At 61.2% G+C, this 25853-nt stretch carries 28 protein-coding genes and 1 pseudogene; 15 read left to right on the forward strand and 14 right to left on the reverse strand.

Annotated features, from left to right (window positions below; genetic code table 11):
* Positions 1–5 precede the first annotated feature (5 nt).
* Positions 6–674, reverse strand: a complete 669-nt coding sequence (locus LJU29_RS17580; RefSeq protein ID WP_005733740.1) for a polysaccharide lyase family 7 protein — start codon at positions 672–674, stop codon at positions 6–8.
* 37 nt (positions 675–711) lie between these two features.
* On the opposite strand from LJU29_RS17580, the gene LJU29_RS17585 reads away from it, so the two are divergent.
* From LJU29_RS17585 to LJU29_RS17610, 6 genes are all read left to right on the forward strand, one after another.
* A complete protein-coding gene (locus tag LJU29_RS17585) occupies positions 712–951 on the forward strand; it encodes a hypothetical protein (RefSeq protein ID WP_306459403.1) in 240 nt (79 codons plus the stop codon).
* Between the two features lie 278 nt (positions 952–1229).
* The gene (locus LJU29_RS17590; protein ID WP_257110997.1) at positions 1230–1682 is read left to right on the forward strand and encodes a MarR family winged helix-turn-helix transcriptional regulator; all 453 of its coding nucleotides are present in this window, start codon (positions 1230–1232) and stop codon (positions 1680–1682) included.
* On the forward strand, positions 1679–3766 hold the full coding sequence (locus tag LJU29_RS17595; RefSeq protein ID WP_257112778.1) for an FUSC family protein: 2088 nt from the start codon (positions 1679–1681) through the stop codon (positions 3764–3766). Before LJU29_RS17590 ends, LJU29_RS17595 begins: the two co-directional genes overlap by 4 nt.
* A complete protein-coding gene (locus tag LJU29_RS17600; protein ID WP_005744635.1) occupies positions 3763–3972 on the forward strand; it encodes a DUF1656 domain-containing protein in 210 nt (69 codons plus the stop codon). The genes LJU29_RS17595 and LJU29_RS17600 overlap by 4 nt, the downstream gene beginning before the upstream one ends.
* On the forward strand, positions 3969–4853 hold the full coding sequence (locus LJU29_RS17605; protein ID WP_005744634.1) for an efflux RND transporter periplasmic adaptor subunit: 885 nt from the start codon (positions 3969–3971) through the stop codon (positions 4851–4853). The genes LJU29_RS17600 and LJU29_RS17605 overlap by 4 nt, the downstream gene beginning before the upstream one ends.
* On the forward strand, positions 4850–6283 hold the full coding sequence (locus LJU29_RS17610; protein ID WP_257110998.1) for an efflux transporter outer membrane subunit: 1434 nt from the start codon (positions 4850–4852) through the stop codon (positions 6281–6283). The genes LJU29_RS17605 and LJU29_RS17610 overlap by 4 nt, the downstream gene beginning before the upstream one ends.
* 20 nt (positions 6284–6303) lie before the next feature.
* Here the strand turns inward: LJU29_RS17610 and LJU29_RS17615 are convergent, their stop codons facing one another.
* A complete protein-coding gene (locus LJU29_RS17615; protein WP_004657079.1) occupies positions 6304–6849 on the reverse strand; it encodes a GNAT family N-acetyltransferase in 546 nt (181 codons plus the stop codon).
* Positions 6850–7267: 418 nt separating this feature from the next.
* Here LJU29_RS17615 and LJU29_RS17620 point away from each other — a divergent pair, with 418 nt between their 5' ends.
* Both LJU29_RS17620 and LJU29_RS17625 read left to right on the forward strand, forming a co-directional pair.
* Complete coding sequence (locus LJU29_RS17620) at positions 7268–8101, forward strand: ion transporter (protein WP_057424016.1); 834 nt, start codon at positions 7268–7270, stop codon at positions 8099–8101.
* 103 nt (positions 8102–8204) lie between these two features.
* The gene (locus LJU29_RS17625; protein WP_002554215.1) at positions 8205–9203 is read left to right on the forward strand and encodes a sulfate ABC transporter substrate-binding protein; all 999 of its coding nucleotides are present in this window, start codon (positions 8205–8207) and stop codon (positions 9201–9203) included.
* 59 nt (positions 9204–9262) lie between these two features.
* Here the strand turns inward: LJU29_RS17625 and LJU29_RS17630 are convergent, their stop codons facing one another.
* Genes LJU29_RS17630 through ccmA form a run of 10 tightly spaced genes read right to left on the reverse strand, consistent with a single transcriptional unit; the run spans position 9263 to position 16641 of the window.
* The gene (locus LJU29_RS17630; RefSeq protein ID WP_002554216.1) at positions 9263–9670 is read right to left on the reverse strand and encodes a hypothetical protein; all 408 of its coding nucleotides are present in this window, start codon (positions 9668–9670) and stop codon (positions 9263–9265) included.
* An 11-nt stretch (positions 9671–9681) separates the two neighbouring features.
* Positions 9682–10863, reverse strand: coding sequence for a c-type cytochrome biogenesis protein CcmI (gene ccmI / locus LJU29_RS17635; RefSeq protein ID WP_257110999.1), 1182 nt, complete (start codon positions 10861–10863; stop codon positions 9682–9684).
* Positions 10860–11330 carry a cytochrome c-type biogenesis protein gene (locus LJU29_RS17640; protein ID WP_005744628.1) on the reverse strand — a complete coding sequence of 157 codons (471 nt, stop codon included), beginning with the start codon at positions 11328–11330 and terminating at the stop codon, positions 10860–10862. Before LJU29_RS17640 ends, ccmI begins: the two co-directional genes overlap by 4 nt.
* Positions 11327–11863 (reverse strand): DsbE family thiol:disulfide interchange protein, encoded by a 537-nt coding sequence (locus LJU29_RS17645; protein ID WP_005754645.1) that lies wholly within the window; start codon positions 11861–11863, stop codon positions 11327–11329. The genes LJU29_RS17640 and LJU29_RS17645 overlap by 4 nt, the downstream gene beginning before the upstream one ends.
* A complete protein-coding gene (locus LJU29_RS17650; protein ID WP_257111000.1) occupies positions 11860–13833 on the reverse strand; it encodes a heme lyase CcmF/NrfE family subunit in 1974 nt (657 codons plus the stop codon). The genes LJU29_RS17645 and LJU29_RS17650 overlap by 4 nt, the downstream gene beginning before the upstream one ends.
* A gap of 3 nt (positions 13834–13836) precedes the next feature.
* Entirely contained in the window at positions 13837–14304 is a 468-nt protein-coding gene (gene ccmE, locus LJU29_RS17655) for a cytochrome c maturation protein CcmE (protein ID WP_005754652.1), read from the reverse strand.
* Positions 14301–14477, reverse strand: coding sequence for a heme exporter protein CcmD (gene ccmD / locus LJU29_RS17660; protein ID WP_005754653.1), 177 nt, complete (start codon positions 14475–14477; stop codon positions 14301–14303). The genes ccmE and ccmD overlap by 4 nt, the downstream gene beginning before the upstream one ends.
* Complete coding sequence (locus LJU29_RS17665) at positions 14474–15277, reverse strand: heme ABC transporter permease (RefSeq protein WP_057422198.1); 804 nt, start codon at positions 15275–15277, stop codon at positions 14474–14476. The genes ccmD and LJU29_RS17665 overlap by 4 nt, the downstream gene beginning before the upstream one ends.
* A 54-nt stretch (positions 15278–15331) precedes the next feature.
* A complete protein-coding gene (gene ccmB / locus LJU29_RS17670; protein WP_005754657.1) occupies positions 15332–16003 on the reverse strand; it encodes a heme exporter protein CcmB in 672 nt (223 codons plus the stop codon).
* A complete protein-coding gene (gene ccmA, locus LJU29_RS17675; protein ID WP_011169058.1) occupies positions 16000–16641 on the reverse strand; it encodes a cytochrome c biogenesis heme-transporting ATPase CcmA in 642 nt (213 codons plus the stop codon). Before ccmA ends, ccmB begins: the two co-directional genes overlap by 4 nt.
* Positions 16642–16831: 190 nt before the next feature.
* On the opposite strand from ccmA, the gene fliK reads away from it, so the two are divergent.
* Both fliK and LJU29_RS17685 read left to right on the forward strand, forming a co-directional pair.
* The gene (gene fliK / locus LJU29_RS17680) at positions 16832–18469 is read left to right on the forward strand and encodes a flagellar hook-length control protein FliK (RefSeq protein WP_257111001.1); all 1638 of its coding nucleotides are present in this window, start codon (positions 16832–16834) and stop codon (positions 18467–18469) included.
* On the forward strand, positions 18469–18792 hold the full coding sequence (locus LJU29_RS17685; protein WP_005754664.1) for an EscU/YscU/HrcU family type III secretion system export apparatus switch protein: 324 nt from the start codon (positions 18469–18471) through the stop codon (positions 18790–18792). Before fliK ends, LJU29_RS17685 begins: the two co-directional genes overlap by 1 nt.
* Positions 18793–18813: 21 nt before the next feature.
* Here LJU29_RS17685 and recR read toward each other — a convergent pair whose 3' ends face one another.
* The gene (gene recR / locus LJU29_RS17690) at positions 18814–19416 is read right to left on the reverse strand and encodes a recombination mediator RecR (RefSeq protein ID WP_002554228.1); all 603 of its coding nucleotides are present in this window, start codon (positions 19414–19416) and stop codon (positions 18814–18816) included.
* A gap of 110 nt (positions 19417–19526) precedes the next feature.
* A complete protein-coding gene (locus LJU29_RS17695) occupies positions 19527–20411 on the reverse strand; it encodes a LysR family transcriptional regulator (protein ID WP_257111002.1) in 885 nt (294 codons plus the stop codon).
* A 96-nt stretch (positions 20412–20507) separates the two neighbouring features.
* On the opposite strand from LJU29_RS17695, the pseudogene LJU29_RS17700 reads away from it, so the two are divergent.
* The 5 genes and pseudogenes from LJU29_RS17700 to LJU29_RS17720 all read left to right on the forward strand — a co-directional run bounded on the left by LJU29_RS17700 (position 20508) and on the right by LJU29_RS17720 (position 25774).
* Positions 20508–21644 (forward strand): annotated as a pseudogene (locus LJU29_RS17700) (DSD1 family PLP-dependent enzyme).
* The gene (locus LJU29_RS17705) at positions 21634–22026 is read left to right on the forward strand and encodes a RidA family protein (protein ID WP_005744616.1); all 393 of its coding nucleotides are present in this window, start codon (positions 21634–21636) and stop codon (positions 22024–22026) included. Before LJU29_RS17700 ends, LJU29_RS17705 begins: the two are co-directional and overlap by 11 nt.
* Positions 22027–22045: 19 nt before the next feature.
* Positions 22046–23230, forward strand: coding sequence for an NAD(P)/FAD-dependent oxidoreductase (locus LJU29_RS17710; RefSeq protein WP_005754670.1), 1185 nt, complete (start codon positions 22046–22048; stop codon positions 23228–23230).
* A gap of 38 nt (positions 23231–23268) precedes the next feature.
* On the forward strand, positions 23269–24129 hold the full coding sequence (locus tag LJU29_RS17715) for a GNAT family N-acetyltransferase (RefSeq protein ID WP_005754672.1): 861 nt from the start codon (positions 23269–23271) through the stop codon (positions 24127–24129).
* A 184-nt stretch (positions 24130–24313) separates the two neighbouring features.
* Positions 24314–25774 (forward strand): aldehyde dehydrogenase family protein, encoded by a 1461-nt coding sequence (locus LJU29_RS17720; protein WP_257111003.1) that lies wholly within the window; start codon positions 24314–24316, stop codon positions 25772–25774.
* The last annotated feature ends 79 nt before the right edge of the window (positions 25775–25853 follow it).

Raw genomic sequence — 25853 nt, forward strand, 5'->3', positions numbered from 1 at the left:
AACGATCAATTCTTTTTCTCGTGGGCAATGGCCAGCTTGTAGAAAGTGGCCGAACCGCCTTCAGTGGTGTAACCGGTATTGTCCTGGGTATAGACCCCTGCCTTGAAGTAGAACAGTTTACTGGCCCAGGCTGAATCCAGCTTGGCGTACCAGACTGCGTCGAAGGCATTGACCGTCAGGTCGCCGCTGGGCGACAGGTTGATGGTGTAGTTGAACTGCTTGTTGAGCGGCACGCCCTGCGCAATGGTAATGACCTCGATTTCCGAGTCTGGCGTACGACGAAACTTGGCGACGATATTGCCGGTCTGCAGCTTCTCCTTGTACTGGTACTCCACCTTCAGCAGCGGCTCGGTGCTCTGGTAGCAGTGAATCTGACCGATCACGATTTTGCCCGTGGAAGGCACTTGATCGACCTCCAGCGTCGCGCGCAGAAAATTGTCAGCGCTTGAGTAGGCCCAGTTGAAGACCCTGCCATCGGACGTCGTCTCGCGTAATTCGGAGCGCGGGTACTTGGCGTTCTCTGTGGTGGAACCGGTCACCGGTGCCCAGAAAAACAGCGTATCCCCGGATTGAAAATAGCCATCCCGATAACCCTTAACCAACTTGGGGGTTTCGATGATGGTCGCGGGACTTCCGACAGGGACGGAAAGATTCCAGGTGGCAAGGTCGATCATGGAGTAGCTCGCAAGGTACGCATTGCGCACCGACAGAATGGCTCTGGAACGGGCGTGCTGGCCCGTTGTGGTCAACCAGACTATCGGCTCAATCGTTTATTTTTTAAACAGCAACGACAACGAAATGACGCCAATAAACCGCCACAAAAAGACCGATGCCACTACTTTGATGCCAGATCACGACACAAGGCAGATTGCCATCCATTTGCTGCAGACGGCGATTCATCAGGACCCTCTTATCGGGTGCCGCGCCATTTTTTTGAATGGTGCTGCGTAGATGCGCGGGATTTTTGGGCTTATTACCGACGAACGGTAGCAATTATTTTTTGAAATAATGAACTTTCCCCGCTAAAGGCGGACGCAAACAGCCGTTCATCGCCTCTACGCCCCCTCAAAAAACCCTTTCCGGCGTGCCTGCAACCCAAAAAGCCCCACTGGGCAGTTACGGGTTGACTGTAAGAACTTGTTACGAGATATTAGTTAGCATCCTACTAATATCCTCCCTAACAATATTGTTCCTAACTAAATTGTTCACGACTCAGCCCCCGGTGATTCATGCTTGTCGACCCACTGCATCGCGCTGTCAGTAGCGGCCTGGTAGCCGCCTCTCGCCAATGGCGACGCATTTGCCAGAAAACACTGGTCACCTATGAAATTTCTGAAGCATGTGCCGGGCCACTGCTGGCCATTGCGCGCCTGGGTGACGGCGTGCATCAGGTAAAAGTCGCGCAGGCGGCCGGCATGGAAAGCCCGACACTGGTGCGCCTGCTCGACCAGCTGTGCAAGGCCGGCATCGTCTGCCGCAGCGAAGACCCCAATGATCGCCGCGCCAAGGCCCTCAGCCTGACCGACAAGGGTCGTGCGCTGGCTGGCTCGATAGAACTGGAGCTGACGCGTCTGCGGGCGGATGTGCTTCAGGGCCTTCAACCTGCCGATCTCGAAGCCACCTTGCGGGTATTTCAGGCCTTCGCCGAGGCTGCACAAGGTGAGCACGGGTGGCAGGTTTGAACGGATTTTTCTCCAGCGTCCCACCGGCACGCGACTGGTTCTACGGCGTGCGTACCTTCGGCGCGTCGATGCTGGCGCTGTACATCGCGCTGTTGATGGAAATGCCTCGCCCCTATTGGGCCATGGCCACGGTGTACATTGTCTCCAGCCCCTTTGTCGGCCCGACCAGCTCCAAAGCCCTGTACAGGGCCGCCGGCACCCTGGCCGGTGCAGCGGCGTCGGTGCTGCTGGTACCGATGTTCGTACAGACGCCCTTGCTACTGGCCATCGTGGTCGGACTGTGGACCGGCACCCTGTTGTTCCTTTCCCTGCACTTGCGCACCGCCAACAGCTACGCACTGATGCTGGCGGGTTACACCATGCCGCTGATTTCCCTGCCGGTGGTCGACAACCCGCAGGCCGTGTTCGACATCGCCGTGTCGCGTACCGAAGAGATTTTCCTCGGCATCATCTGCGCCGCCGTCGTGGGTGCAATGTTCTGGCCCAGACGTCTGGCACCGGTATTTCAGGCCACCACGGAAAAATGGTTCAGTGACGCCTCGACCTACAGCCAGCGCTTTATCAGCCGCACCTGTCAGCCCGAGGAAATCGGCGCACTGCGCAATTCGATGGTTGGCAGCTTCAACTCTCTGGAAATGATGATCGGCCAGTTGAGCCACGAGGGCGCACGCAAGCAAACCGTACGCAACGCCAATGAGCTGCGCGGCCGGATGATCCATCTCTTGCCGGTCATCGATGCACTGGATGACGCATTGTGGGCGCTGGAGCGACGCACGCCTGAGCTGTTGGCCAGCCTGAAACCCGTGCTGCAAAAGGCTTGCGACTGGCTTGAAAGCACTGCCGACGGCCCGCAACGGGAGCAATGGCAACAGCTGCATGATGAGCTGGAACGCCTTGAGCCGAACTCTACGCAACTGGACGACCGCGATCAGCTGCTGCTCTCCAACACGCTTTTCAGGCTCGGCGAGTGGATCGACCTGTGGCTGGATTGCCGGACCCTGCAATATGCGATCAAGACAGACGATCAATCGCCATGGAGAGCGGTCTATCGCCACTGGCGTCTGGGTCGGTTGACGCCGTTTCTGGACCGCGGCCTGATGCTCTATTCAGTGACCTCGACGGTGCTGGCGATCATCGCTGCATCGGTGTTGTGGATTCTGCTGGGCTGGAAAGACGGCGCCAGTGCCGTGGCGCTGGCAGCGGTGTCGTGCAGCTTCTTTGCAGCCATAGACGACCCTGCCCCGCAAATCTACCGGTTCTTTTTCTGGACTCTGCTTTCGGTGGTATTTGCCAGCCTGTACCTGTTCGTGGTGCTGCCTAACCTGCACGACTTTCCGATGCTGGTGCTGGCCTTTGCGGTGCCCTTCATCTGCGTCGGCACCCTGACTGTGCAACCGCGCTTCTTTCTCGGCACGCTGCTGACCATCGTCAACACCTCGTCGTTCATCAGCATTCAGAGCGCCTACGACGCGGACTTCATGAACTTTCTCAACTCCAACCTGGCCGGACCTGCCGGGCTGTTGTTCGCCTTTATCTGGACGCTGGTGTTCCGCCCGTTCGGGGTTGAACTGGCGGTCAAGCGTCTGACCCGTTTCAGCTGGCGTGACATCGCCAGCCTTAGCGAAGACGCGTCTCTGGCCGAACACCGGCGCATGGGCGTGCAAATGCTCGACAGTTTGATGCAGCAGTTGCCGCGTTTGACACTCACCGCGCAGGACACCGGGATTGCCCTGCGTGAATTGCGCGTCGCGCTGAACATGCTCGACCTGCTGGCCTACACCCGACGCGCCACGCCTGCGGCCCAAGTGCTGTTGCGTCAGGTGATCGATGAAGTCAGCGGCTATTTCAAACACTGTCGCAAGGCCGGTGAAAGGCTGCCCGCGCCCCGCGGCCTGCTGATGGCCATGGACCGCGCACGCCGTTCGTTGACGGCTCAGGAGATGGGCGACAACCCGGCCCGGTTGCATCTGTTGCACGCCCTCAGCGGCCTGCGTCTGGCCTTGTTGCCGGGGGTCGAGATTGTCACCGTGGGCGGCGAACTGACCGAGCAACTGCCGCATAACATCGATGGAGCGCCCCTGTGATCGGTGATCTGGATATCAGCGGGATCTTCATCCCCACGTTCCTGGCGATGATGGGCATCGCCTATCTGCTGTTTCTCGCCGTGCACGCGCTGCTGTCGCGTGCCCACTTCTACCGTCTGGTCTGGCACCGGGCTTTGTTCAACGTAGGTCTATACGCTTTGTTGCTCGGCGCCGTGGATACTCTAAGTCGATACCTGATGACATGAAAAAACCGATACTGACACTGGGCCGCGTGGTCCTGACCCTGCTGGTTGTCACTCTGGCTGCCGTCGTTGTATGGCGCATGGTGATGTATTACATGTACGCGCCGTGGACCCGCGATGGGCATATTCGCGCCGATATCGTGCAGATCGCGCCGGACGTGTCCGGGCTAATCCAGAAGGTCGAGGTCACCGACAATCAGCCCGTACACAAGGGCCAGGTGCTGTTCACCATCGATCAGGACCGCTTCCGCCTGGCCTTGCGTCAGGCGCAGGCGACAGTCGCCGAGCGCCAGGAAACCTGGGAGCAGGCACGCCGCGAGAACAGGCGTAACCGTGGCCTGGGCAACCTGGTGGCGCGTGAGCAACTGGAAGAAAGCCAGTCCCGCGAAGCGCGTGCCCTTTCTGCGCTCGGTGAATCAAAGGTCGCAGTGGATGCCGCGCAGCTGAATCTGGATCGTTCGGTGATCCGCAGCCCGGTGGACGGCTACCTTAACGACCGCGCGCCCCGCGACCATGAATTTGTCACCGCCGGGCGTCCGGTGTTATCGGTGGTCGATGCCGCATCGTTCCATATCGACGGCTATTTCGAAGAAACCAAACTGGACGGCATTCATGTCGGCCAGGGCGTCGACATTCGCGTCATCGGTGACAACGCACGGCTGACCGGCCATGTGGTGAGCATCGTTGCCGGCATCGAAGACCGCGACCGCAGCAGTGGCTCGAACCTGCTGCCCAACGTCAACCCGGCCTTCAGTTGGGTGCGTCTGGCACAGCGCATTCCGGTACGCATTGCCTTTGATGACGTACCTGCCGACTTCCGTATGATCGCCGGGCGTACTGCAACGGTGTCAATCATCGACGATACGCAGGAGGGCACACGATGAAACGTGCCTTACGCATGGCCGCACTCGGTTTTACTGCCGTGTTGTCGGCCTGTCAGGTAGTCGGGCCGGATTACCAACTGCCCAAGGATGGCGCGATCAATCGTCCGGATTTACAGGGCGAACTGGCCGGGCGCTCGGTCAATACGGTATCGGCCCCGGTGCCTGCGCACTGGTGGCGGCTGTATCAGGATGCGCGTCTGGATGAACTGGTGCGCCAGGCCATTGCCTCTAATACCGACCTGCGCATCGCCGCCGCCAACCTGCAGCGCGCCCGCTACCAGACCTCGGAGGCCGAGGCGGCGGGCGGATTTACCAACGGCGCGAAAATCGGCGCACAGCGCGTGCAGGAATCAGGCGAAGCGTTTCTGCTGACCAACAAGGTGCCGGTCGCCAACGTCGGGGATGTGGGTCTGACTACGTCGTATCAGTTCGATCTGTTCGGCACCTTGCAGCGCGGCATCGAAGCAGCGCAGGCCAATGTCGATGCCAATCAGGCGGCGGTGGATACGGCACGTATCACCGTGGTCGCCGATGTGGTGCGCGCCTACACGCAGATTTGCGCTGCCAACGAAGAACTCGATATCGCCCGCGAATCGCTGGACCTGCAGCAACAGAGCGTGCCCCTCAACCAGCGCCTGCGCGATGCCGGGCGTGGCGATGAAACCCAGGTCACTCGTTCACAGACGCAGTTCAAGTCATTGCGCGCCGAAATGCCCCGTTACGAAGCGCGGCGTCAGGCGGCGATGTTCCGCCTGTCGATGCTGCTGGCCAAACCTGTAGAGCAACTGTCCGCCGGGGTCAGCAGCTGCAATGCGCTGCCGCACATTGCGCAGGTCATGCCGGTAGGCGACGGCGCAACACTGCTCAAACGCCGCCCGGATGTGCGTCAGGCTGAACGTCATCTGGCGATGTCGACTGCGCAGATCGGTGTTGCCACCGGCGAGTTGTATCCGGACATCAGCATCGGCGCGAGCATCGGCACTACCGGCCTGATCGAGAACCTCGGCAAACCGGCCGCCAACCGCTGGGGCTTCGGGCCGCTGCTGAACTGGACCATCCCGTCCAACGGCTCACGCGCACGCATCCATCAGGCCGAAGCTTCGGCCCAGGCTGCTCTGGCGCGCTTTGACGGTGTAGTGCTCAACGCCATCCGTGAAACCCAGACTGGTCTGGCGCAATACACCGCCCTGCTCGACCGTCGCGATGCTCTCAAGGAAGCCGAACAATCGGCCAAGGAAGCGGCTGACCAGACCCACCGCTTCTATCAGGCCGGACGCGCCTCGTTCCTCGCTGACCTGCAAGCCACACGCACTTACACCGACGTGCGCGCACAAATGGCCGAAGCCAACACCCAGGTGGCCATGGGACAGATCAACCTGTTTCTGGCGCTCGGCGGCGGCTGGGAGAAGGATGACGTGGCGCAGAAGTAGGAAAGGCGCTCGCCTCGCCATCAGGCCTCGTTCGGATTGATCAGTGCCCTCAGGACATGGTCTTCCCAAACTCCGGCAATTTTCAGGTAGGCGCGCGCGTACCCTTCCTTTTCGAAGCCGAGTGATTGCAGAAGTCGCTCGCTGCGTACATTGGCTGGCATGTGGCTGGCCATGATTCGATGCAGCCCCATCTGTTCGAAACAATAGCGATTGCTCACCTCAAGCGCCCTTTGCATCAAGCCACGCCCCTGAGCAGTCTCTGCCAGCGAGAAGCCGAGGTTGCAGGCCTGAAAAACGCCCCTCACGATATTCGTGTAACTGCACCGCCCCAGCAATTCGCCGCCGTCTGAGTCGATGACGAGGAAGAAAACCGCGCTGCCGGACTGCATGCTTTCCCACTGCTGCTGAACCCTGGATCTGGCGTTTTCGAGAATGAAATAGTCATCGTCCCTGAACGGTTCCCAAGGCTGCAGATGCTTGCGATTGGCCTTTTCGTACCGGTTGATCAACTCGCAATCATCAAACGCCAATACTCTGATCGAAAAGCCCTCACCTGAATACTGCATGCATCCTCCCGCGTCAGTCATTGCCGACGCTCACCACCTGGCTTGTTATACCTGATGATTCCAGCACTGGACGCTCTACGCCACAAGAGGACGCAGAGCGTCCAGAACGGCATGCGACGCAGAGCGACGCACGATAATTGAGGCTGTCGTTCCTTACGCTCCAGCGCCGATCTGTCTACGTAGGTCTTACAAGAACCCGAAAAGCGGGAGCTGCCGCCTGTCGAACTGTGAGTAAAGACTTCTGTGGGAGTGAGCTTACTCACGAAGACGTTGCTCCAAACACCCTGTTTACGCGGGCTATAACGACCTCTTCGCGAGCAGGCGAAGCGTCGCACGACTCGCTCCCGCAGGTGTTGTGTGCTTGCACTCACCTGCCCAATGCTCCTAGGCTCTGCCGATATTCGAATCGGGAAGCACCATGGACACCTCTCTCAGCCGCCGCGAGCGGTTGCATATCGTTATTTTCGAGGCGAATACGCCTGCCGGCAGAACGTTTGACAAGATTGTGCTGGTCGCGATTCTGCTCAGCCTGCTGGTCACGGTCATCGACAGCATCGAGAGTATTCATCGCGATTACGCAATGCTGTTCGCCTGGATCGAATGGGGCTTTACGCTGCTGTTCGCGATCGAATACATCCTGCGCCTGTACTGCTCGCCCCGACCGCTGAAGTACGCGTTCAGTTTCTACGGGCTGGTCGACCTGCTGGCCATTGTGCCGGGGGTTCTGTCGATCTATTACAGCGACGCGCAATACCTGCTGATCGTGCGGATCATCCGTATGCTACGGATTTTCCGGGTGCTCAAGCTCGGCACTTACCTGCGCCAGGCCAACTATTTGCTGGCTGCGCTGCGCGGCAGCAAGCAGAAGATCATCGTGTTTCTGGTCACCGTTTCCACTCTGGTCACGGTGTTCGGTACGCTGATGTACGTGATCGAAGGCCCGGAGCACGGCTTCACCAGCATCCCCAAAGGCATTTACTGGGCTATCGTGACCCTGACCACTGTGGGCTTTGGCGATATCGTGCCGAAGACGCCGGTCGGGCAGATGCTCTCGTCGCTGGTGATGATCATCGGCTACTCGATCATCGCCGTGCCCACCGGTATATTCACCGCCGAACTGGCCAACGCCATGCGCGGCGAACAGTTGAAACACGATTGCCCGATGTGCTCGAAGAACTTCCACGAACACGGCGCGGCGTTCTGCTCACGCTGCGGTAATCAATTGTTTGCAAAAGTAGAGTCCAAGGCATAAGCAAAGACCTTTTCAGTCTTTAAACAGCAGGCGCGATACTGATAGTGTCGCGGCATTACGCCATCAGGCTTTACACACGACTCTTCATCTCAAGGACCCTGCAGTGAATAAACTCTTCGCCGCCTCGCTACTGGCCGCTGGCCTGGCCTTTGCCAGCGCTGCCCAGGCAGCCCCGACGCTGCTCAACGTCTCCTACGACGTGATGCGTGATTTCTACAAGGACTACAACAGCGCCTTCCAGAAGCATTGGAAAGCCGAGAAAAATGAAGACGTGACCGTGCAGATGTCCTTTGGCGGTTCGAGCAAGCAGGCGCGCTCGGTCATCGACGGGCTGCCGGCTGACGTGATTACCATGAACATGGCGACCGATATCAACGCGCTGGCCGACAATGGCGAGCTGGTGCCGAAAGACTGGGTCAGCCGCCTGCCGAACAACAGTGCTCCGTTCACCTCGGCCACTGTGTTTATCGTGCGCAAGGGCAACCCGAAAGCCCTGAAAGACTGGCCGGACCTGATCAAGGACGGCGTGGAAGTCATCGTGCCTAACCCGAAAACCTCGGGCAACGGCCGCTACACGTACCTGTCGGCCTGGGGCTACACCCTGAAAAAAGGTGGCGATGAAGCGGCCGCGAAGAAATTCGTCGGTGAACTGTTCCGCCATGTGCCAGTACTCGACACGGGCGGTCGAGGCGCGACCACAACGTTCATGACCAACCAGATCGGCGACGTGCTGGTGACCTTCGAAAACGAAGCGGAAATGATCGCTCGTGAATTCGGTCGCGACCAGTTTGAAGTGGTCTACCCGTCCGTGTCGGCAGAAGCCGAGCCGCCAGTGAGTGTGGTTGACAAGGTCGTGGACAAGAAAAAATCCCGCGCCTTGGCCGAAGATTACCTGAAATACCTGTGGTCACCGGAAGGTCAGGAAATCGCGGCGAAAAACTACCTGCGCCCACGTGATCCGCAGGTCTTGGCCAAATACACCGACCGCTTCCCGAAAGTGGACTTCCTGTCGGTCGAGAAAACCTTCGGTGACTGGCGCACAGTGCAGAAGACCCACTTCATTGACGGTGGTGTGTTCGACCAGATCTATCCGGGCAAATAAGTCCCCCGAAACGCAAAACGGCGACCCATCAGGTCGCCGTTTTCATTTGCAGGCTTGAATCAGTTACTGAACTGCTTACCCAGCCCGGCCGGAACGCCGCTGGCATCGGTCGCCTGCCACGGACCGTTAGGGTTGGTTGCCCAGCTCCAGCCGTTGTTCCACTGATAGTAAGTACGCTGGCGATAGAAGGTGTTGGGCTGATCGTCCATCACGTACACGCCCAGGCGCGGGTCCCAATGGCTGCCACCGCCCGGTGGCGGGGCGAAACTGGCCGAGGTCTTCGGCGCTGCGGCTGGCGCTTTGGCAGGCTCGGCAGGCGCCGTGTTCGGGCGCGGTGCGCCGGGTTGCTGGCCGCCCGGCAGGTTAAGGATCGGATCCTGGCTGTGAGGCGGTGCCGGATGCTGGACAGCACAGGCACTCAGGCCAACGACCAGCCCCAACAAGGTGATGCGTGCGGTACGGTACATAAGCAATTTCTCTAGTTATCCGGACTGTCGATGGTCACCAACTGCTGCGCCGCGATGTCGCTGGCCAGCGGCTGACTGCGGCCAACCCACTCACCGGTGGTTGGCTGCCCTGCGCGAGACACTCGCGCAACCAGTTGGACTTGCGCAAAGTTCGACAGGTTCAGTTGCGGCATCATTGCATCGGCATCACTCAGTTCAACCTCGGCAGGCAGGTCCGCCACCGTGATGCGTTTGACCGCCAGTGGCGCGGCCGGGCCGTTGATTGCACGGGCGAAGATGAACACGCTGTCACCCGGTTGAACGTTACCCTTGAGCAAGGCAGCCAGCGTGACACGCACTTTGAGCGCCCTGGCCTTGACCGGCGCGGCCTGCCCGGCAAGGTTTTCTCTGGCGCGGGCTATGCCGCCTTCCAGCGCCGAGCGCGAAGCGTCCTGCGCGGGCAACGCCGCCAGCAGGCGGGTCCAGTAATCCACCGCTGCCTGATAACGCTGTGTTTCGAACGCGGCAATCCCCAGCAGGCCGAGGCTGGTGACTTCGTTGGGGTCGGCCTGCAGCGCTTCGTCGGTCAGCGCCTGCACCTGTGCGGTGAAGTGTTTGTCGCTGGCGAAATACAACGCCTGCGCCCATTGCCCGAGCAGCTCTGGCGATCTTCCGGCCAGTGTCACCGAGCGCTCGAACATCTGCGCGGCGTCACCGGGGCGGTTCTGCGCCATGTAGCTGCGCGCCAGAAAATACAGGTTTTCGGCTGAATCCGGCTGAGCCTGCACGCTGCGCTCCAGGCGCTGGGTCAGGTCTGCCAGCGAGGTTGGTGGTCGAGAGAATGCGCGGCTCAGTTCAACCCGGTCACTGGCACCCAGTTGCAGATAACCCGCCAGCCCCAATACAGGGACCAGCACCGCAGCCAGCACCAGCGAGGGCTTGCCCAGACGCGATGTGCGGGCAGGCTCTGCGCCTTCAGTGTCGGCGAGCAGCTCGCACGCAGCTTCGGCACGAGCGCCTTGCAGTTGCGTCACCGACAACACGCCCTGCTCTTGCTGAACCTGCAACTCGCTAAGCCGTTCCTGATACAACGCCACGTTCAGGGCTGTGCGGTCTTCTTCACGTTGCGCACGATGGCCGCGCAGCACCGGTATCAGCAGAAAACCCAGCGCCACGAGCAAAAGAAGCCCGGTAGCGATCCAGAAATCGATCATGGGCGGTGGTCATCCAGCAAAGCGGCGAGGCGTTGTCGCTCATCCTCGGAAAGCACATCGGCCTGTTCGGAGTGCGCCTTGCGACGCCGCCCGACGATGAAACCGATCACCACCAGACCGCCGATCAGCAGACCGGCCGGGCCGAACCAGAGCAGCCAAGTGCGCGCATTGAGGCTGGGTTTGTAGCGAACGAAGTCACCGTAGCGATCAACCATGAAGTCGATGATCTGCTGATTGCTCTGCCCTTCACCCAGCATGCGGTAGATTTCCTTGCGCAAGTCAGCGGCAATCGGCGCGTTGGAATCGGCGATGTCCTGATTCTGGCATTTGGGGCAGCGCAGCTCCTTGGTCAGTTCGCTGTAGCGGGCACGCTCGGCATCGTCGCGAAAAGTGTAGGCGTCGATGGCGGCGCGGGCGATGCCTGAGCACAGCACGCTGAGCAGGACAATCATCAGGCAGCGCTTCATGGCTGCGCCTCATCAACCAATTGCTGGTAACGGGCAGCGAGCTTTTCTCGCCACACAGCATCATTGATGACCCCGACATGCTTGTAACGAATAATGCCCTGACGGTCGATCAGGAAGGTCTCCGGCGCACCGTACACGCCCAGGTTCAGCCCCAGCGAGCCGTCGTCGTCACGGATATTCAGCTGATAAGGATCGTGAAATTCCTTGAGCCATTTCAGCGCGTCGGCGTTGACGTCCTTGTAATTCACGCCGTAGATCAGCACGCCCTGCTGCGCCAGCCGGGTCAGCACAGGATGCTCGACCCGACAGGCCACGCACCAGGTGCCCCAGACATTGACCAGCGCGGGTTTGCCCAGCAGGTCGGCGCGGGTCAATACGCGGCTGCCTTGAACTTCGGGCAGCGAAAACTGCGGAAACGGCTTGCCGATCAGCGCCGACGGCAGCTCGGCGGGGTCCAGATACAAACCGCGATACAGGAACGCCGCCACGCCGAGAAACAACGCCAGCGGCAGGAGCATGACCCAGCGCTTCACAGTGCAACTCCCGACATGCCCAACGCCTCGCGCACTTTGCTTTTGACCCGCGTGCGATAACGACGGTCAAACGCCGCCAGCACACCACCCAGACCGGTCAGCAGACCACCAAGCCAGATCCAGCGCACAAACGGTTTGACGTGAACCCGTACGGCCCATGCGCCATTGCCCAGCGGTTCACCCAATGCTACGTAAAGATCGCGGCTGAAACCGGCATCAATGCCTGCTTCGGTCATCATTGACTGCTGCACGCTGTACAGACGTTTTTCCGGGTGCAATTCAGTGATCTGCGCCCCGTTGCGCAGAACGCGAACGGTGCCGCGATCGGAGGTGAAATTCGGCCCTTCATAATGCTTCGCGCCCTCGAATACAAAGACGTAACCGCCCAGCTCAGTGGACTCGCCAGGGGCCATGCGCAAATCGCGCTCGGCGCTGTTCTGGCTGGACAACACCACGCCCAGCGCGCACACCACAATGCCAAGGTGCGCCAGCTGCATGCCCCAATAACTGCGGGTCAGGCCAAGCGCGCCGCGAAGCAGGCCCTTGTGACGGGTCTTGTCGAGCAGGTCGCGAACCCCGGCCAGCAGCACCCAGGCGGCGAGCATGAAGGTGGCCAGCACCGCCCACTGGAAATCGCCCATTAGCAGAGCGGCGAGCACTGCCAGCACGGCGCTGCCAACCAGTACCGGGGCAAGCATACCCAGCAGCCATTTCAGCGGTGTGTCCTTCCAGCGCACCAGCACGCCGACCGCCATGACCACCAGCAACAGCCCCATCAACGGTACGAACAGCGCATTGAAATACGGCGGGCCGACCGACATCTTGGCTCCGCTCATGGCATCGATCACCAGCGGATAAAGGGTACCCAGCAGGATCATCGACGCAGAAGTCACCAGTAACAGGTTATTGCCCAGCAACAGGGTTTCCCGCGACCACAGGCCGAAGCCGACATGGCTTTTGACCACCGGCGCACGAATCGCAAACAGGGTCAGCGAGCCGCCCACCACGACCAGCAGGAACATCAGGATAAACACGCCGCGTGCCGGGTCCGAGGCGAAAGCGTGCACCGAAGTCAGCACCCCGGAACGCACCAGAAACGTACCCAGCAGGCTCAGGGAAAATGCGGCAATTGCCAGCAGCACCGTCCAGCTCTTGAACACACCACGTTTTTCCGTGACCGCCAGCGAGTGAATCAGCGCAGTGCCCACCAGCCATGGCATGAACGAGGCGTTTTCCACTGGGTCCCAGAACCACCAGCCGCCCCAGCCCAATTCGTAATAAGCCCACCATGAGCCAAGGCTGATCCCGACACCGAGAAAGGCCCAGGCCACCAGCGTCCATGGCCGCGACCAGCGCGCCCAGGCGGCGTCGAGTCGGCCGCCAAGCAAGGCGGCGATGGCGAAGGCAAAGGCCACGGAAAAACCGACATAGCCCATGTAGAGCATCGGCGGATGCACGATCAGGCCTATATCCTGCAACAGGGGGTTAAGATCGCGTCCGTTGGCAGGCATTTGCGGCAGAAGACGGGCGAACGGGTTGGAGGTGAGGATCAGAAACAACAGGAAGCCCAGGCTGATCATGCCCATCACGGCGAGCACCCGCGCCAGCATTACCTGAGGCAATTGCCGGGAAAACACCGAAACAGCGAAGGTCCAGCCGCCGAGAATCAGCGCCCAGAGCAGCAACGAGCCTTCATGCGCGCCCCACACGGCGCTGAATTTGTAATACCAGGGCAGCGCCGTGTTGGAATTCTGCGCCACATAGGTAACGGAAAAGTCGTCGGTCATGAACGCGTAGGTCAGGCAACCGAAGGCAAAGATCAGAAAACTGAATTGGCCCCACGCCGCCGGACGCGCCAGGCTCATCCACAGGCGGTCGCCGCGCCATGCACCGATCAGCGGAACAATGGCCTGCACCAGCGCAAAGCCGAGTGCCAGAATCATCGCCAGATGGCCGAGTTCGGGAATCATCGATCAGCCCTGTTTCGCAGGTGTGGAAGAGCCGCCCGGTGCCGCCTGGCCGCTGTCGCGCAGCGCCTTGGTGACTTCGGGCGGCATGTACTTCTCGTCATGTTTGGCCAGCACCTCATCGGCCACCACCACACCCTGCGCATTGAGCTTGCCTAACGCGACAATGCCCTGCCCTTCGCGGAACAGATCGGGAAGAATGCCGCGATAGGTGATGGTCACCGACTTGTTGAAATCGGTGACCACAAAACGCACATCCAGCGAGTCCGCCGAACGCTGCAATGAGCCCTTTTCCACCATGCCGCCAGCACGAATGCGCGTGTCCAGCGGTGCTTCGCCGTTGGCGATCTGGCTTGGGGTGTAGAACAGATTGATGTTTTCCTTCAGCGCACCGAGCGCCAGGGTCAGGGCCAGCCCGACGCCAGCCAGCAGGGCGGCAATGATCAACAGACGTTTTTTGCGCAACGGGTTCACCAACGATTCTCCCGCTTCAGGCGACGCGCCTGTTGTTTCAGGAACCGCCGGCGCGCCACCAGCGGCATTGCCACGTTGATCAGCAACACCAACAGGCACAGACCGTAGGCCGACCAGACAAACAGCCCGTGGCGGCCCATGGCGAGAAAGTCGCTGAATGACGCGAAGTTCAAGACCTGCCCTCCGACGGTGCTGGCGTTTGCCCCAGGCTCCGCAGAACCTCGGCCTTGACCCACTGGGTGCGCGACTCGCGACGCAGCACTTCAAGGCGCATACGCAGCAGCAATACGACGCCGAAGAAGCAGTAGAAACCCAACACCGTGAACAGCAACGGCAGCCACATTTCGGCAGGCATGGCCGGTTTTTCCGTAAGGCTGAACGTCGCGCCCTGGTGCAGGGTATTCCACCACTCGACCGAATATTTGATGATCGGGATATTCACCACGCCGACGATGGCCAGCAGTGCACAGGCCTTGGCAGCGCTGGCGCGGTTGCTGATGGCATTGCCCAACGCGATCAGGCCGAAATACAGGAACAGCAGAATCAGCATTGAGGTCAGGCGCGCGTCCCAGACCCACCACGCGCCCCAGGTCGGCTTGCCCCAGATCGCGCCGGTCGCCAGTGCCAGCGCGGTCATCCACGCGCCAATGGGTGCAGCGCATTGCAGCGCGACATCGGCCAGTTTGATTTTCCAGACCAGCCCGACCACGCCGCACAGGGCCAGCATGACGTAGCAGGACTGGGCGAGCATGGCGGCAGGCATATGGATATAAATGATCCGGAAGCTGTTGCCCTGCTGGTAATCCGGCGGCGCAAACGCCAGCCCCCAGATGATGCCGATGCCGAGCAGCAGTGCAGCGGCCACACTTAGCCACGGCAGCAGACGTGCGCTGATGCGGTAAAACCCTTTCGGTGAGCCGAGTGTGTGCAGCCAGGCCCAACCGATGCTGCTTTTCATGGCGTTGCTTTTCATCAGGTGTATCCAGGGTGTTGACCGGCATCGAATTCTCGATCCCGGAACCTCAATTTATTCACCGACGCTGATTTTCAGGCCAGCGGCTATCGCAAAGGGGGTCAGAGTGATCGCCAGCACGCTCAGGCAGCCCAGCCACAGCAGATAGCCAGTCGCTGGCATGCCTTGCAGCGCGGCTTGCAACGCACCGCTGCCCAGAATCAATACCGGGATGTACAGCGGCAGAATCAACAACGCCAGCAACAGGCCGCCGCGCTTCAAACCCACGGTCAGCGCCGCACCGACTGCACCCAGCAGGCTGAGCACTGGCGTGCCCAATAGCAGCGACACCATCAACACCGGCAGGCACCGCACCGGCAGCCCCAGCATCAGCGCCAGCAAGGGCGACAACAATACCAGTGCCAGCCCGGAAAAAACCCAGTGTGCCAGCACTTTGCTCAGGACCAGAAGGGCCAGCGGGTGCGGCGAAAGGACCCACTGTTCCAGCGAGCCATCCTCGAAATCACTGCGAAACAGCCCATCCAGCGACAGCAACACGGCCAGCAGTGCCGCGACCCAGACCAGCCCCGGTGACAAGGCTTGCAACAATTGCGTCTGCGGCCCCAGTGCCAGCGGGAACAAGGCGACCACTATCGCAAAGAACACCAGCGGGTTGGCAAGCTCTGCCGGACGCCTGGCCAGCAGGCGAAACTCACGAGCGATCAGCAGGGCAAAGACGTTGCTCATGCTGCCCACTGCCCCAGATCGATGTCCCGATAGCCCGCAGGCAGGCGGCTCAGGGTGTGATGAGTGGTCATGATGATCATGCCGCCCTTTTCACAGTGCCCGGCGAGATGGTTTTCCAGTTGGGCAATGCCCTGGCGATCCAGCGCGGTGAACGGTTCATCGAGCAACCAGAGTGGCGGGCCTGGCAGATACAGACGCGCCAGCGCGACGCGACGCTGCTGCCCGGCCGACAAGGTGTGACACGGCACATCTTCGAAACCTGCCAGCCCGACCGCGTCGAGCGCATTGAAAATGGCATCGGCATCGGCCGGGTGATGAAGCGCACAGAGCCAGGAAAGATTCTCCAGCGGTGTCAGCAGGTCCTTGAGCGCCGACGCATGGCCAACCCACAACAGATTGAGCCCCGGCGCTGTCGGCTGGCGGCCCGCTGGCTGGCCGTTGAGCAGCACGTGCCCGGCCGTGGGTTGCATCAGCCCGCACAACAGGCGCAGCAGGCTGGTCTTGCCACTGCCATTGGGACCGCTGACCTGCAGCATGTCCCCCGTGCGCACCTGCAGATCAAGGTTTTCGAACAGCATCCGCCCGTCCCGCTCACACGTCAGAGCCGTCGCTTGCAAAAATGGGGGGGCTGGGATCATCGGGCGTTTCCAGTGCTGGAGCGTCGCGAAATGTACCAAAACAGACACATACGCAGTAAAAGGCGGTTCAAGTCGGGGGTGATATGGCCGTTACATGAAGAGAAGTTAATGGCGGCTGGTCCGGTTTTGGCCGGTATTATACATGCGAGTCCTGTTATCAAAGGGGCAATTTCCTCAGGTCGATATTTCAATGACAGGCGACATCACCAGCGTCCCGGCGACAATCCCTACCACAACCCTGCTGCGCGCCGGCATCTCCCCTGCGCAGGTGCTGACCCTGCTGCAATCGGCGGATAATCTGATTCCCGAAGGCGAAACCGTCGACGCCGAAGTGCTGACCCTCAAGCAGGTCAACCAGAACTTCCAGTTGCTGCTGCGGCTGGTACTCGCCAATGGCAGCCTGACCAACCTGCAGGTCACCAGCAGCGTACCGTTCACGCCCGGCAGCCTGTTACAGGTGGCGCAAGCCTCGCCCAACGAGCTGACACTGACGCTGCAACAGATCAACAGCGCGCTGAAAAACTCGATGACCAGCATCGATACGCAACAATTGCCGGTCGGCACGCTGTTGCAGGGCAAGGTCATGACCAGCCAGGTGATCGCGCAGGCAGTCAATCAACTGGCCACGCAAAACCCGGGTGCCGCAACGCCCACTTATCGCTCCATCGTGATGCTGCTCAATACTGCGCTGGCGGGCTCCAGCCTGACCATCGAAAGCCCGCAGCCGCTGACGGTCGGCAGCCTGCTGAGCGCGCAGGTACAAGGCAACCAGGCGCTGAACTTCGTCGCCCTGCCCGGTCGTTTCGATCAACTGGCCGTGGCGCAGCAACTGGCCGCCCAGCAGAACCGCCAAGGCTCGCTGGATAACCTGATCAACGCCCTGCAAAACCTGCAGTCAGCCAATACAACCAGTGCCAGCCCTGCCAGCAACTCAGCGATCAGTTCCCCGCTGCAAGCCGCCATCAGCCAGTTGCTGGACGATCTGCCCGACATAGAGCAGATGAGCACACCGAAAGGCGTCGCCCAGGCCCTCAATGCCAGTGGCGTGTTTCTGGAAGCAAAGCTGCTTGCCGGGCTCAATCCGGCTCAGGTTCCGGACATGAAAGCCAACCTGATGCGCCTGATTGCGCAGATTCTTCCGGGGTTGCCGGACAACACCACTTACAGCGCCGCCGCTGCTTCCAACACCCTGGCGCGGGCCATGCCCAATGCGATTCGCAATGCCCTGGGCACCCTTGGGCTGGTTGCCGCACGCACCCAGCCGAGCATCTTTCCGCTGCCGTCGCGCAACGTCAGCGGTGGCGAAAAAGAGGACGACCTGGAGATTCTGCTCAAGCTGGCTGCGGCAGCTGTTTCGCGCCTGCAAAGCCACCAGTTGGGCGGTCTGGAGCAGACCCGCACCAATGCCGACGGCACTCAGGTGACTACTTGGCAATTGGAAGTGCCAATGCGTAACGCGCATGACATCGTGCCCTTGCAGGTCAAGGTGCAGCGTGAAGACAAGCCGGATCAGGAAGCTGCCGAAGACCGTGACGATGTCGAGGTCAAGGAAACCCGGGAAAAGCTCTGGAAAGTCGATCTGGCATTCGACCTTGAGCCGTTGGGGCCGCTGCAGGTGCATGCGCAGTTGTTGCGCGGCACGCTGTCCAGTCAGCTGTGGGCCGAGCGGCCCGACAGCGCGGTCTTGATTGAACATGAATTGGGATATTTGCGCGAGCGGCTGATTGCCTGCGGCCTAGCAGTCGGCGAACTGGCCTGCAGCCACGGCGCACCGCCCAGTGGCCGGCGCACCGCCCTTGAACAACGCTGGATTGACGAGAACGCCTGATGTCCCTACCCGACCATGTCCCGCGCCAGGCTATTGCCCTGAGCTACGGCGGCCAACAGGCCCCGACGCTCAGCGCCAAGGGCGACGACCAGCTGGCCGAGGCCATTCTGGCCATTGCCCGTGAATATGAAGTGCCGATCTACGAGAACGCCGAACTGGTCAAACTGCTGGCACGCATGGAACTGGGCGATAGCATCCCCGAGCCACTGTACCGCACGATTGCCGAAATCATCGCTTTCGCCTGGCACCTGAAAGGCAAGTTTCCGGCAGGCCAGGACCCGAATGCGCCGCCTGTGGAGCGGGATATTACCCCGCGCTACTGATAGCGCAGGAACAAGGGCGCATCACAACGCAATCGGCTTGCGCCCTGCAAACGAGTGCGCCAGGGTGCCGCCGTCGACCAGATCCAGCTCGCCACCCAATGGCACACCGTGAGCAATGCGCGACGCGACCAGGCCTTTTTCGTGGAGCAACTGGGCGATGTAATGCGCCGTCGCTTCGCCTTCCACCGTCGGGTTGGTGGCGAGGATCACCTCAGTGAAGGTGCCCTGCTGGCTGATACGCTCCATCAGTTGCGGAATGCCGATGGCTTCCGGCCCCAAGCCGTCGAGTGGCGACAGATGGCCCTTGAGCACAAAGTAGCGACCGCGATAACCAGTCTGCTCCACCGCGTAGACATCCGTCGGCCCTTCCACCACACACAGCAGCGTGTCATCACGGCGCGGGTCGGCGCATTGCGGGCAGAGCTCCTCTTCAGTGAGGGTGCGGCATGAGCGGCAATGACCAACGCCATCCATCGCCTGCCCCAAGGCCAGCGCCAGCCGTGAGCCGCCGCTACGGTCGCGCTCCAGCAGCTGCAACGCCATGCGCTGAGCGGTTTTCTGACCGACGCCCGGCAGCACGCGGAAGGCATCGATCAACTGGCGAATCAGGGGGCTGAAGCTCATGGAGAAAAATCCGACAAAAACACAAGACGCAGTTTATACCCGCGCCTTGCCGTGAGCGTCAATTGAGGTGTTCGATAATGCGACCAACAGCGCCTACGTGATTAGCGTGATCAGCCCTTCAGCGCCGTCTCCAGAAACTCCGTCAGTGCCTGCACCCTGGCGCTGCGGTGCTTGCGCACGGGCACCAGCAGGTTGATCGGCGCGCTGGCCAGTTGCCAATCGGCGAGCAACCTCACCAGCCTGCCGCTGGCAATGGCGTCGCTGACGTCCCACTGCGAGCGCAAGACGATGCCCAGTCCCTGCTCGGCCCAGCGCCGGGCAACCGAGCCGTCGTTGCTGAGCAGCGCAGGCTCGATGCGCAGGGTCTTTTTCGCCTGGCCCTTGCTCAGGTGCCAGAGGGTCACGTCTTCATCGTTTTCGCGAATGCAGATGCAGCGATGACACTCCAGCTCGTCAGGCGTCGAAGGCGCGCCGTGCTGCTCCAGATACGCCGGGCTGGCGCACAGCCAGCGATGGTTGTGCGCCAACGGTCTGGCGATCCACAGGCTGTCATTGAGGCTGCCGATATGAATCACTGCGTCGCTGTCATGCCGATCGGGCCACGGCGTTTCGCGCAGGTCCAGGTGCAGACGCAATTGCGGGTGCAGTTTGGCAAAGCGCGCCAGCAAAGGCGCAATGCGCTGGCGACCGTAACCAAACGGAGCTGCCAGACGCAGGGTGCCGACCAGTCGCTCATCGTGCTGCTTGAACGATTCCGGAAGCGCTTCAAGCTGTTCCAGCAGGTGCGCGCTTTCCTGTGCGAAACGCTCGCCATCGGCCGTCAGGCTCAGGCGTCTGGCGTCGCGATTGGCCAGGGTAATGCCCAACTGCGTCTCCAGCTTGCGCAAGCGCATCGACAGCGCGGGCGGCGAGACATTCAGGACTCTGGCCGCAGCACTGAGGGACTCGCAGCGCGATAGCGCCACGGCCAGACGCAGGTCTTCGATAGCGATCATTCAGCTCAGCTTAAGGATTGATGACAAAGCATTGAACCACAGCTTCATCACCCGTGAGTAGAGTGGCAGCCGTACCCAGTCACGCGAGCTCTGTCCATGTCTGCCCTCTTGTCTTCTCTCGATACGCCTGTCGCGTTGCTTGATGTGCCGCGTATGCAGCGCAATATCCAGCGCATGCAACACCGCATGAATGAGCTGGGTGTGCGTTTGCGTCCGCACGTGAAGACCAGCAAATGCCTGCCGGTGATTCAGGCGCAGATAGCTGCAGGTGCCAGCGGCGTGACGGTCTCGACCCTGAAGGAGGCCGAACACTGCTTTGCCGAGGGCATCGACGACGTGTTCTACGCCGTCGCCATCGCACCTGGCAAACTGGACCAGGCACTCAAACTGCGGCGCAATGGTTGCCGCCTGAGCATCCTGACCGACAGCGTGGCCGCTGCCCAGTCGATTGTCTCCTTCGGCCAGCGACATGATGAGAACTTTGATGTGTGGATCGAAATCGATTGCGACGGCCATCGTTCCGGGCTGACCGTCGACGACCCTTCGCTCGTCGAAGTCGCGAGAACGCTGATCGAGGGCGGCATGCACCTGCGAGGGGTCATGACCCATGCCGGGTCCAGTTACGACCTCGACACCCCCGAAGCGCTGCAAGCCCTCGCCGAGCAGGAGCGCAGGCTTTGCGTCAGCGCCGCCGAGCGCATTCGGCAAGCGGGGCTGCCCTGCGCGAAAGTCAGCATCGGCTCAACGCCTACCGCGCTGTCGGCGCAGAGCCTGTAAGGCGTGACCGAAGTACGTGCCGGGGTCTATGTATTCTTCGATCTGGTGATGCACAACATCGGCGTGTGCCGCGCCGACGAACTGGCCCTGAGTGTGCTGACCACGGTCATCGGCCATCAGCAAGACAAGGGCTGGATCATCGTTGACGCAGGCTGGATGGCCATGAGCCGGGATCGCGGCACCCAGCGCCAGCGTGAGGATTTCGGCTACGGCCAGGTGTGCAGCGAAACCGGCGAGTGGATCGACGGCGCGCGGGTGACGGGTGCCAATCAGGAGCATGGCATCATCACGCTCGCCACCGGCAGCCAGGCAGACATTACTACGCGCTTCCCCATCGGCAGCCGGCTGCGCATTCTGCCCAACCACGCCTGTGCTACCGGTGCGCAGTTCCCGGACTACCACGCCTGCGATGCCGAAGGCGCAATTCACACCTGGAGTCGATTGCATGGCTGGTGATATCGAACTGATTCGCACACCCCTGGCCGCCGCACCAGGCGGGCATTATTCCCAGGCAGTGTTGCATGAAGGCACGCTGCATGTTTCCGGGCAACTGCCGGTGCGCGCTGACGGCAGCCACAGCGTCGACGAGCCATTCGAGGTGCAGGCCGCTATTGCGCTGGACAACCTGGCTGCCATTCTTGAGGCAGCAGGATGCACGACCGATGACCTGCTGAAAGTGACCATTTACATCGCAGGCATCCAGCACTGGCCGGCCTTCGACCGCATTTATGCAGGCTATCTGGGCGACCATCGCCCGGCCCGCGCCGTGGTGCCGGTTCCAGAATTGCACCACGGCTACCTGATCGAGATCGAAGCCCTGGCGCGCACCGTACGATGAACACTATCGGGAGCACCTCATGACCCCGCAAAAAAGCGACGTTCTGATTATCGGCGGCGGCTTCATGGGCTCGTCATCAGCGTTTTTCCTGCGCCAGCACGGGCGCTCGGTAACTCTGCTGGAGCGCGACCAGATCGGCCAGTACGCCAGCGGCGTCAACTTCGGCAATGTGCGCCGCCAGGGCCGCTTTCTCGGCCAGCTGGAACTCTCCAATCGCTCCTGGGCGCTGTGGAAACGCCTGCCCGAACTGATCGGCGAAGACCTGGAGTTCATTCCAAGCGGCCATATGCGCGTGTGTTATCGCGAAGACGAAATCGCTGAACTGGAGGCCTATGCCGCCGCACCCGAAGCCCGCGAGCTGGATTTGCAGGTGATCAGGGGCAAGACGCTGCATGAGCGCTTCCCGTTTCTCGGCCCGGAGGTCAAAGGCGGCTCTTATGCGCCCCACGACGGGCACGCCAACCCGCGCCTGGCCGCACCCGCCTTCGCCCGTGCGGCGATTCGCGCCGGGGCAAGAATCGAAGAGCGCACCGAGGTGGCAGAGGTGCAGAAGGTCGGCGGCGAGTTTCACGTCAGCACCACCGACGGCCAGTTGTTCGTCGCCGAGCAATTGCTGATCACCGCCGGGGCCTGGGCGGCCAAGCTGGCCGAGCAGTTCGGCGAGCCGGTTCCGCTGGAGCCCAACGGGCCGCAAATCTCAGTGACCGAACCGGTGCCCTACGCCCTGCCGACGGTGATCGGAGTGTTCACCAAAATCAAGGAAGAAGTGATCTATTTCCGCCAGATACCGCGCGGCAACATCATCATCGGCGGTGGTAATCGCAACAAACCGGACATGCTCAACCGCCGCGCCTACTTCAAGCCGGAAAGCCTGATCAACCAGATGAAGCAGATGAAACGCCTGTTACCCGGCGCAGAGAAGCTGAACATCATCCGTGTCTGGAGCGGCATCGAGAGCTATACGCCGGATTCGCTGCCGATCATGGGCCGCAGTGGCAAGGTGGACGGCCTGTTCTACGCGTTTGGCTTCTGCGGCCACGGCTTTCAGCTCGGCCCCGGCGTCGGCGATGTCATGGCCGAGCTGATCAGCGCCGGCAGCACGCGCACGCTGATCTCCCCATTCGATATCCGCCGCTTCACTGACCCGACGGCTATCGAGATGCCGTTCACGTCCAGCCTGATGAGCACAGGCAAGCTCATATGAGCCGAAACGACCCACTTCGCCCTTGCAACGGAGGCTCTATGCACGCGACCCCAGATACCCTCTATCGATATCGCCCGGTGACTGAGGCGGACATTCCTGCGGCCCATGCCCTCTCGGTACACCTCAAATGGCCGCACCGCGAAGAAGACTGGGCCATGGTGCAACGCACCTCCGAGGGTTTTGTCGCCGAACGTGATGGCCAGCTGGTGGGCGTGGCATTCACCTGCCACCAGGGCGACTGGTCATCCATAGGTTTGGTGATTGTCAGCGATGAACATCAGGGCAAAGGCATCGGCCGCCGCCTGATGCATCTGTGCCTTGACGCAACCGCACCGCGTACACCGATCCTCAATGCCACGGAACTGGGCGCGCCGTTGTACCGGAGCCTTGGCTTTGTCGATTTTGCGCGGATCCAGCAGCATCAGGGCATTGCTGACCTGTCAGGGCTGGCGACGCCGAGCGATGGTCTGCCGATTCGCACGCTGGGTCCGGCCGACCATGCCGAACTGATCAGGCTGGCCAACGCAGGCAGCGGTCTGGATCGCACTGTCGTGCTGAATGACCTGTTGTCGCGCGATGCAGAACAGGCGGTGGGCATCGACCATGAGGGGCGCCTGACAGGCATCGCCCTGCTGCGTCGCTTCGGCCGCGGGCATATCATCGGCCCGCTGGTGGCCGGTGATGCAGAGCAGGCCCGGCAATTGATTGCCAACCTGCTGCAACGGATACCAGACATGTTCGTGCGCTTCGACATTCTGGCTGATTGCGGCCTGGCACCGTGGCTCGAAAGCCTGGGCCTGCCGTGTGTCGACAGGGCACCGCGCATGGTGCTCGGAACGCCACCGCCATCAAGCAAGAACGTGCAGCAGTTTGCACTGGTGACCCAGGCCATAGGCTGAAATCAGCGCGGATAAAGCCACGGAACAGGTCCGCAATGTTAGCGGGTTGCATACAGCAGATTATTCTTTGCAGCCCGGCAGATCGGCGCTTTTTATCCAGACCGCTTTGTTAGCTTATAGGCATATAACGGCCTGATATCAAACGGCCTGACCTCGCCCATTATCGCTCCAGGGAGCCCACTGGATGACCTCACAGTCCTTGAACAGCCATCGCGTTGATCCAGACACCGCGCAGAAATTCTATATCGATGGTCGCTGGTCGGCGCCGCTCAACCCGGCCAGTATTGCGGTGATCAACCCGGCGACCGAAGAAGTGGTGGCGCACGTTGCCAGTGGCTCGGCCGCCGACGTCGACCGCGCGGTTGCAGCGGCGCGGGCAGCCTTTGCGGGCTGGTCCGGCACCTCGGCGCCCGCCCGGGCGGAGATAATCGGGCGCATCCACGAGCTTATCCTCGAGCGCAAGGAACAACTGGCGCAGGCCATCTCGCTGGAGATGGGTGCAGCTATCAGTTCTGCGCGGGCGATGCAGGTGCCACTTGCCGCAGAGCACGTTCGTGTTGCGCGTGACCTGCTGGCGACCTATCGCTTCAAGAGCGTCGAAAGCGGCACCGCGATTGAACGCGAACCCATCGGTGTGTGCGGGCTGATCACGCCGTGGAACTGGCCGCTGTATCAAATTACTGCAAAAGTCGCCCCGGCGATTGCCGCTGGCTGCACGGTGGTGCTCAAACCCAGCGAACTCTCGCCATTGAGCGCCTTGCTGTTCGCGCAACTGGTGCACGACGCGGGCCTGCCGCCGGGAGTGTTCAACCTGGTCAATGGCAGCGGCCCTGAAGTGGGCGGCGCGATGGCTGCGCACCCTGACATCGACATGATCTCGATCACCGGGTCCAACCGTGCAGGCGCATTGGTGGCGCAGGCCGCCGCACCGACTGTGAAACGGGTAACTCAGGAACTGGGCGGTAAATCACCGAACATTCTGCTGCCCGACGCCGACTTCGCCAAAGCGGTGCCGCCCGGCGTGATGGCCGCATTCCGCAACGTTGGCCAGTCGTGCAGCGCGCCGACCCGCATGATCGTGCCCAGGAACCGACTGGCGGAAGTTGAGGCGCTGGCAGCCGAGACGGCCAAGGCGATCATTGTGGGAGATCCGCAGCGGGAGGAAACGGTGCTGGGGCCGATCGCCAACGAGGCACAGTTTCACCGCGTACAGGCGATGATCGATGCCGGGCTGAGTGAAGGCGCGAAGCTGGTCTGCGGCGGGCCAGGGCGTGTGCAAGGCCATGAGCAAGGCTTCTACACCCGGCCGACGGTATTTTCCGAAGTGGACTCGTCCATGCGTATCGCCCGGGAAGAAATATTTGGTCCGGTGCTGTGCCTGATTGCCTACGACGCGGTTAATGAGGCCGTGGCGATTGCCAACGACACCGTTTACGGTCTGGGCGCGCATGTACAGGGGCAGGATCTTGAGCAGGCCCGTTCGGTGGCTTCGCGCATTCGTGCCGGACAAGTGCATCTGAACTACCCCGCCTGGAACCCGATGGCCCCGTTCGGCGGCTACAAGCGCTCGGGCAATGGCCGCGAGTATGGCGTGCATGGCTTTGAAGAGTATCTGGAGACCAAGGCTATTGTGGGGTTTGGTTGAGTGGCGCTGGTGCTGAAAGTCCAGAAAATGGGGCTCAGACTACGATGAGGATCGTTCCAACGCTCCGCGTGGGAATGCA

Origin of the sequence: Pseudomonas ficuserectae (assembly GCF_024584585.1) — a bacterium.
Lineage (GTDB): Bacteria > Pseudomonadota > Gammaproteobacteria > Pseudomonadales > Pseudomonadaceae > Aquipseudomonas > Aquipseudomonas amygdali.

What these genes read in the sequence shown, in the direction of transcription:
- LJU29_RS17580 (WP_005733740.1), bottom strand. Translation starts at nt 674, where the DNA reads ATGATCGACCTTGCCACCTGGAATCTTTCCGTCCCTGTCGGAAGTCCC.
- LJU29_RS17585 (WP_306459403.1), top strand. Translation starts at nt 712, where the DNA reads ATGGCTCTGGAACGGGCGTGCTGGCCCGTTGTGGTCAACCAGACTATC.
- LJU29_RS17590 (WP_257110997.1), top strand. Translation starts at nt 1,230, where the DNA reads ATGCTTGTCGACCCACTGCATCGCGCTGTCAGTAGCGGCCTGGTAGCC.
- LJU29_RS17605 (WP_005744634.1), top strand. Translation starts at nt 3,969, where the DNA reads ATGAAAAAACCGATACTGACACTGGGCCGCGTGGTCCTGACCCTGCTG.
- LJU29_RS17610 (WP_257110998.1), top strand. Translation starts at nt 4,850, where the DNA reads ATGAAACGTGCCTTACGCATGGCCGCACTCGGTTTTACTGCCGTGTTG.
- LJU29_RS17615 (WP_004657079.1), bottom strand. Translation starts at nt 6,849, where the DNA reads ATGCAGTATTCAGGTGAGGGCTTTTCGATCAGAGTATTGGCGTTTGAT.
- LJU29_RS17620 (WP_057424016.1), top strand. Translation starts at nt 7,268, where the DNA reads ATGGACACCTCTCTCAGCCGCCGCGAGCGGTTGCATATCGTTATTTTC.
- LJU29_RS17630 (WP_002554216.1), bottom strand. Translation starts at nt 9,670, where the DNA reads ATGTACCGTACCGCACGCATCACCTTGTTGGGGCTGGTCGTTGGCCTG.
- ccmI (WP_257110999.1), bottom strand. Translation starts at nt 10,863, where the DNA reads ATGATCGATTTCTGGATCGCTACCGGGCTTCTTTTGCTCGTGGCGCTG.
- LJU29_RS17640 (WP_005744628.1), bottom strand. Translation starts at nt 11,330, where the DNA reads ATGAAGCGCTGCCTGATGATTGTCCTGCTCAGCGTGCTGTGCTCAGGC.
- LJU29_RS17650 (WP_257111000.1), bottom strand. Translation starts at nt 13,833, where the DNA reads ATGATTCCCGAACTCGGCCATCTGGCGATGATTCTGGCACTCGGCTTT.
- LJU29_RS17665 (WP_057422198.1), bottom strand. Translation starts at nt 15,277, where the DNA reads ATGAAAAGCAACGCCATGAAAAGCAGCATCGGTTGGGCCTGGCTGCAC.
- ccmB (WP_005754657.1), bottom strand. Translation starts at nt 16,003, where the DNA reads ATGAGCAACGTCTTTGCCCTGCTGATCGCTCGTGAGTTTCGCCTGCTG.
- ccmA (WP_011169058.1), bottom strand. Translation starts at nt 16,641, where the DNA reads ATGATCCCAGCCCCCCCATTTTTGCAAGCGACGGCTCTGACGTGTGAG.
- fliK (WP_257111001.1), top strand. Translation starts at nt 16,832, where the DNA reads ATGACAGGCGACATCACCAGCGTCCCGGCGACAATCCCTACCACAACC.
- LJU29_RS17685 (WP_005754664.1), top strand. Translation starts at nt 18,469, where the DNA reads ATGTCCCTACCCGACCATGTCCCGCGCCAGGCTATTGCCCTGAGCTAC.
- recR (WP_002554228.1), bottom strand. Translation starts at nt 19,416, where the DNA reads ATGAGCTTCAGCCCCCTGATTCGCCAGTTGATCGATGCCTTCCGCGTG.
- LJU29_RS17695 (WP_257111002.1), bottom strand. Translation starts at nt 20,411, where the DNA reads ATGATCGCTATCGAAGACCTGCGTCTGGCCGTGGCGCTATCGCGCTGC.
- LJU29_RS17705 (WP_005744616.1), top strand. Translation starts at nt 21,634, where the DNA reads ATGGCTGGTGATATCGAACTGATTCGCACACCCCTGGCCGCCGCACCA.
- LJU29_RS17710 (WP_005754670.1), top strand. Translation starts at nt 22,046, where the DNA reads ATGACCCCGCAAAAAAGCGACGTTCTGATTATCGGCGGCGGCTTCATG.
- LJU29_RS17715 (WP_005754672.1), top strand. Translation starts at nt 23,269, where the DNA reads ATGCACGCGACCCCAGATACCCTCTATCGATATCGCCCGGTGACTGAG.
- LJU29_RS17720 (WP_257111003.1), top strand. Translation starts at nt 24,314, where the DNA reads ATGACCTCACAGTCCTTGAACAGCCATCGCGTTGATCCAGACACCGCG.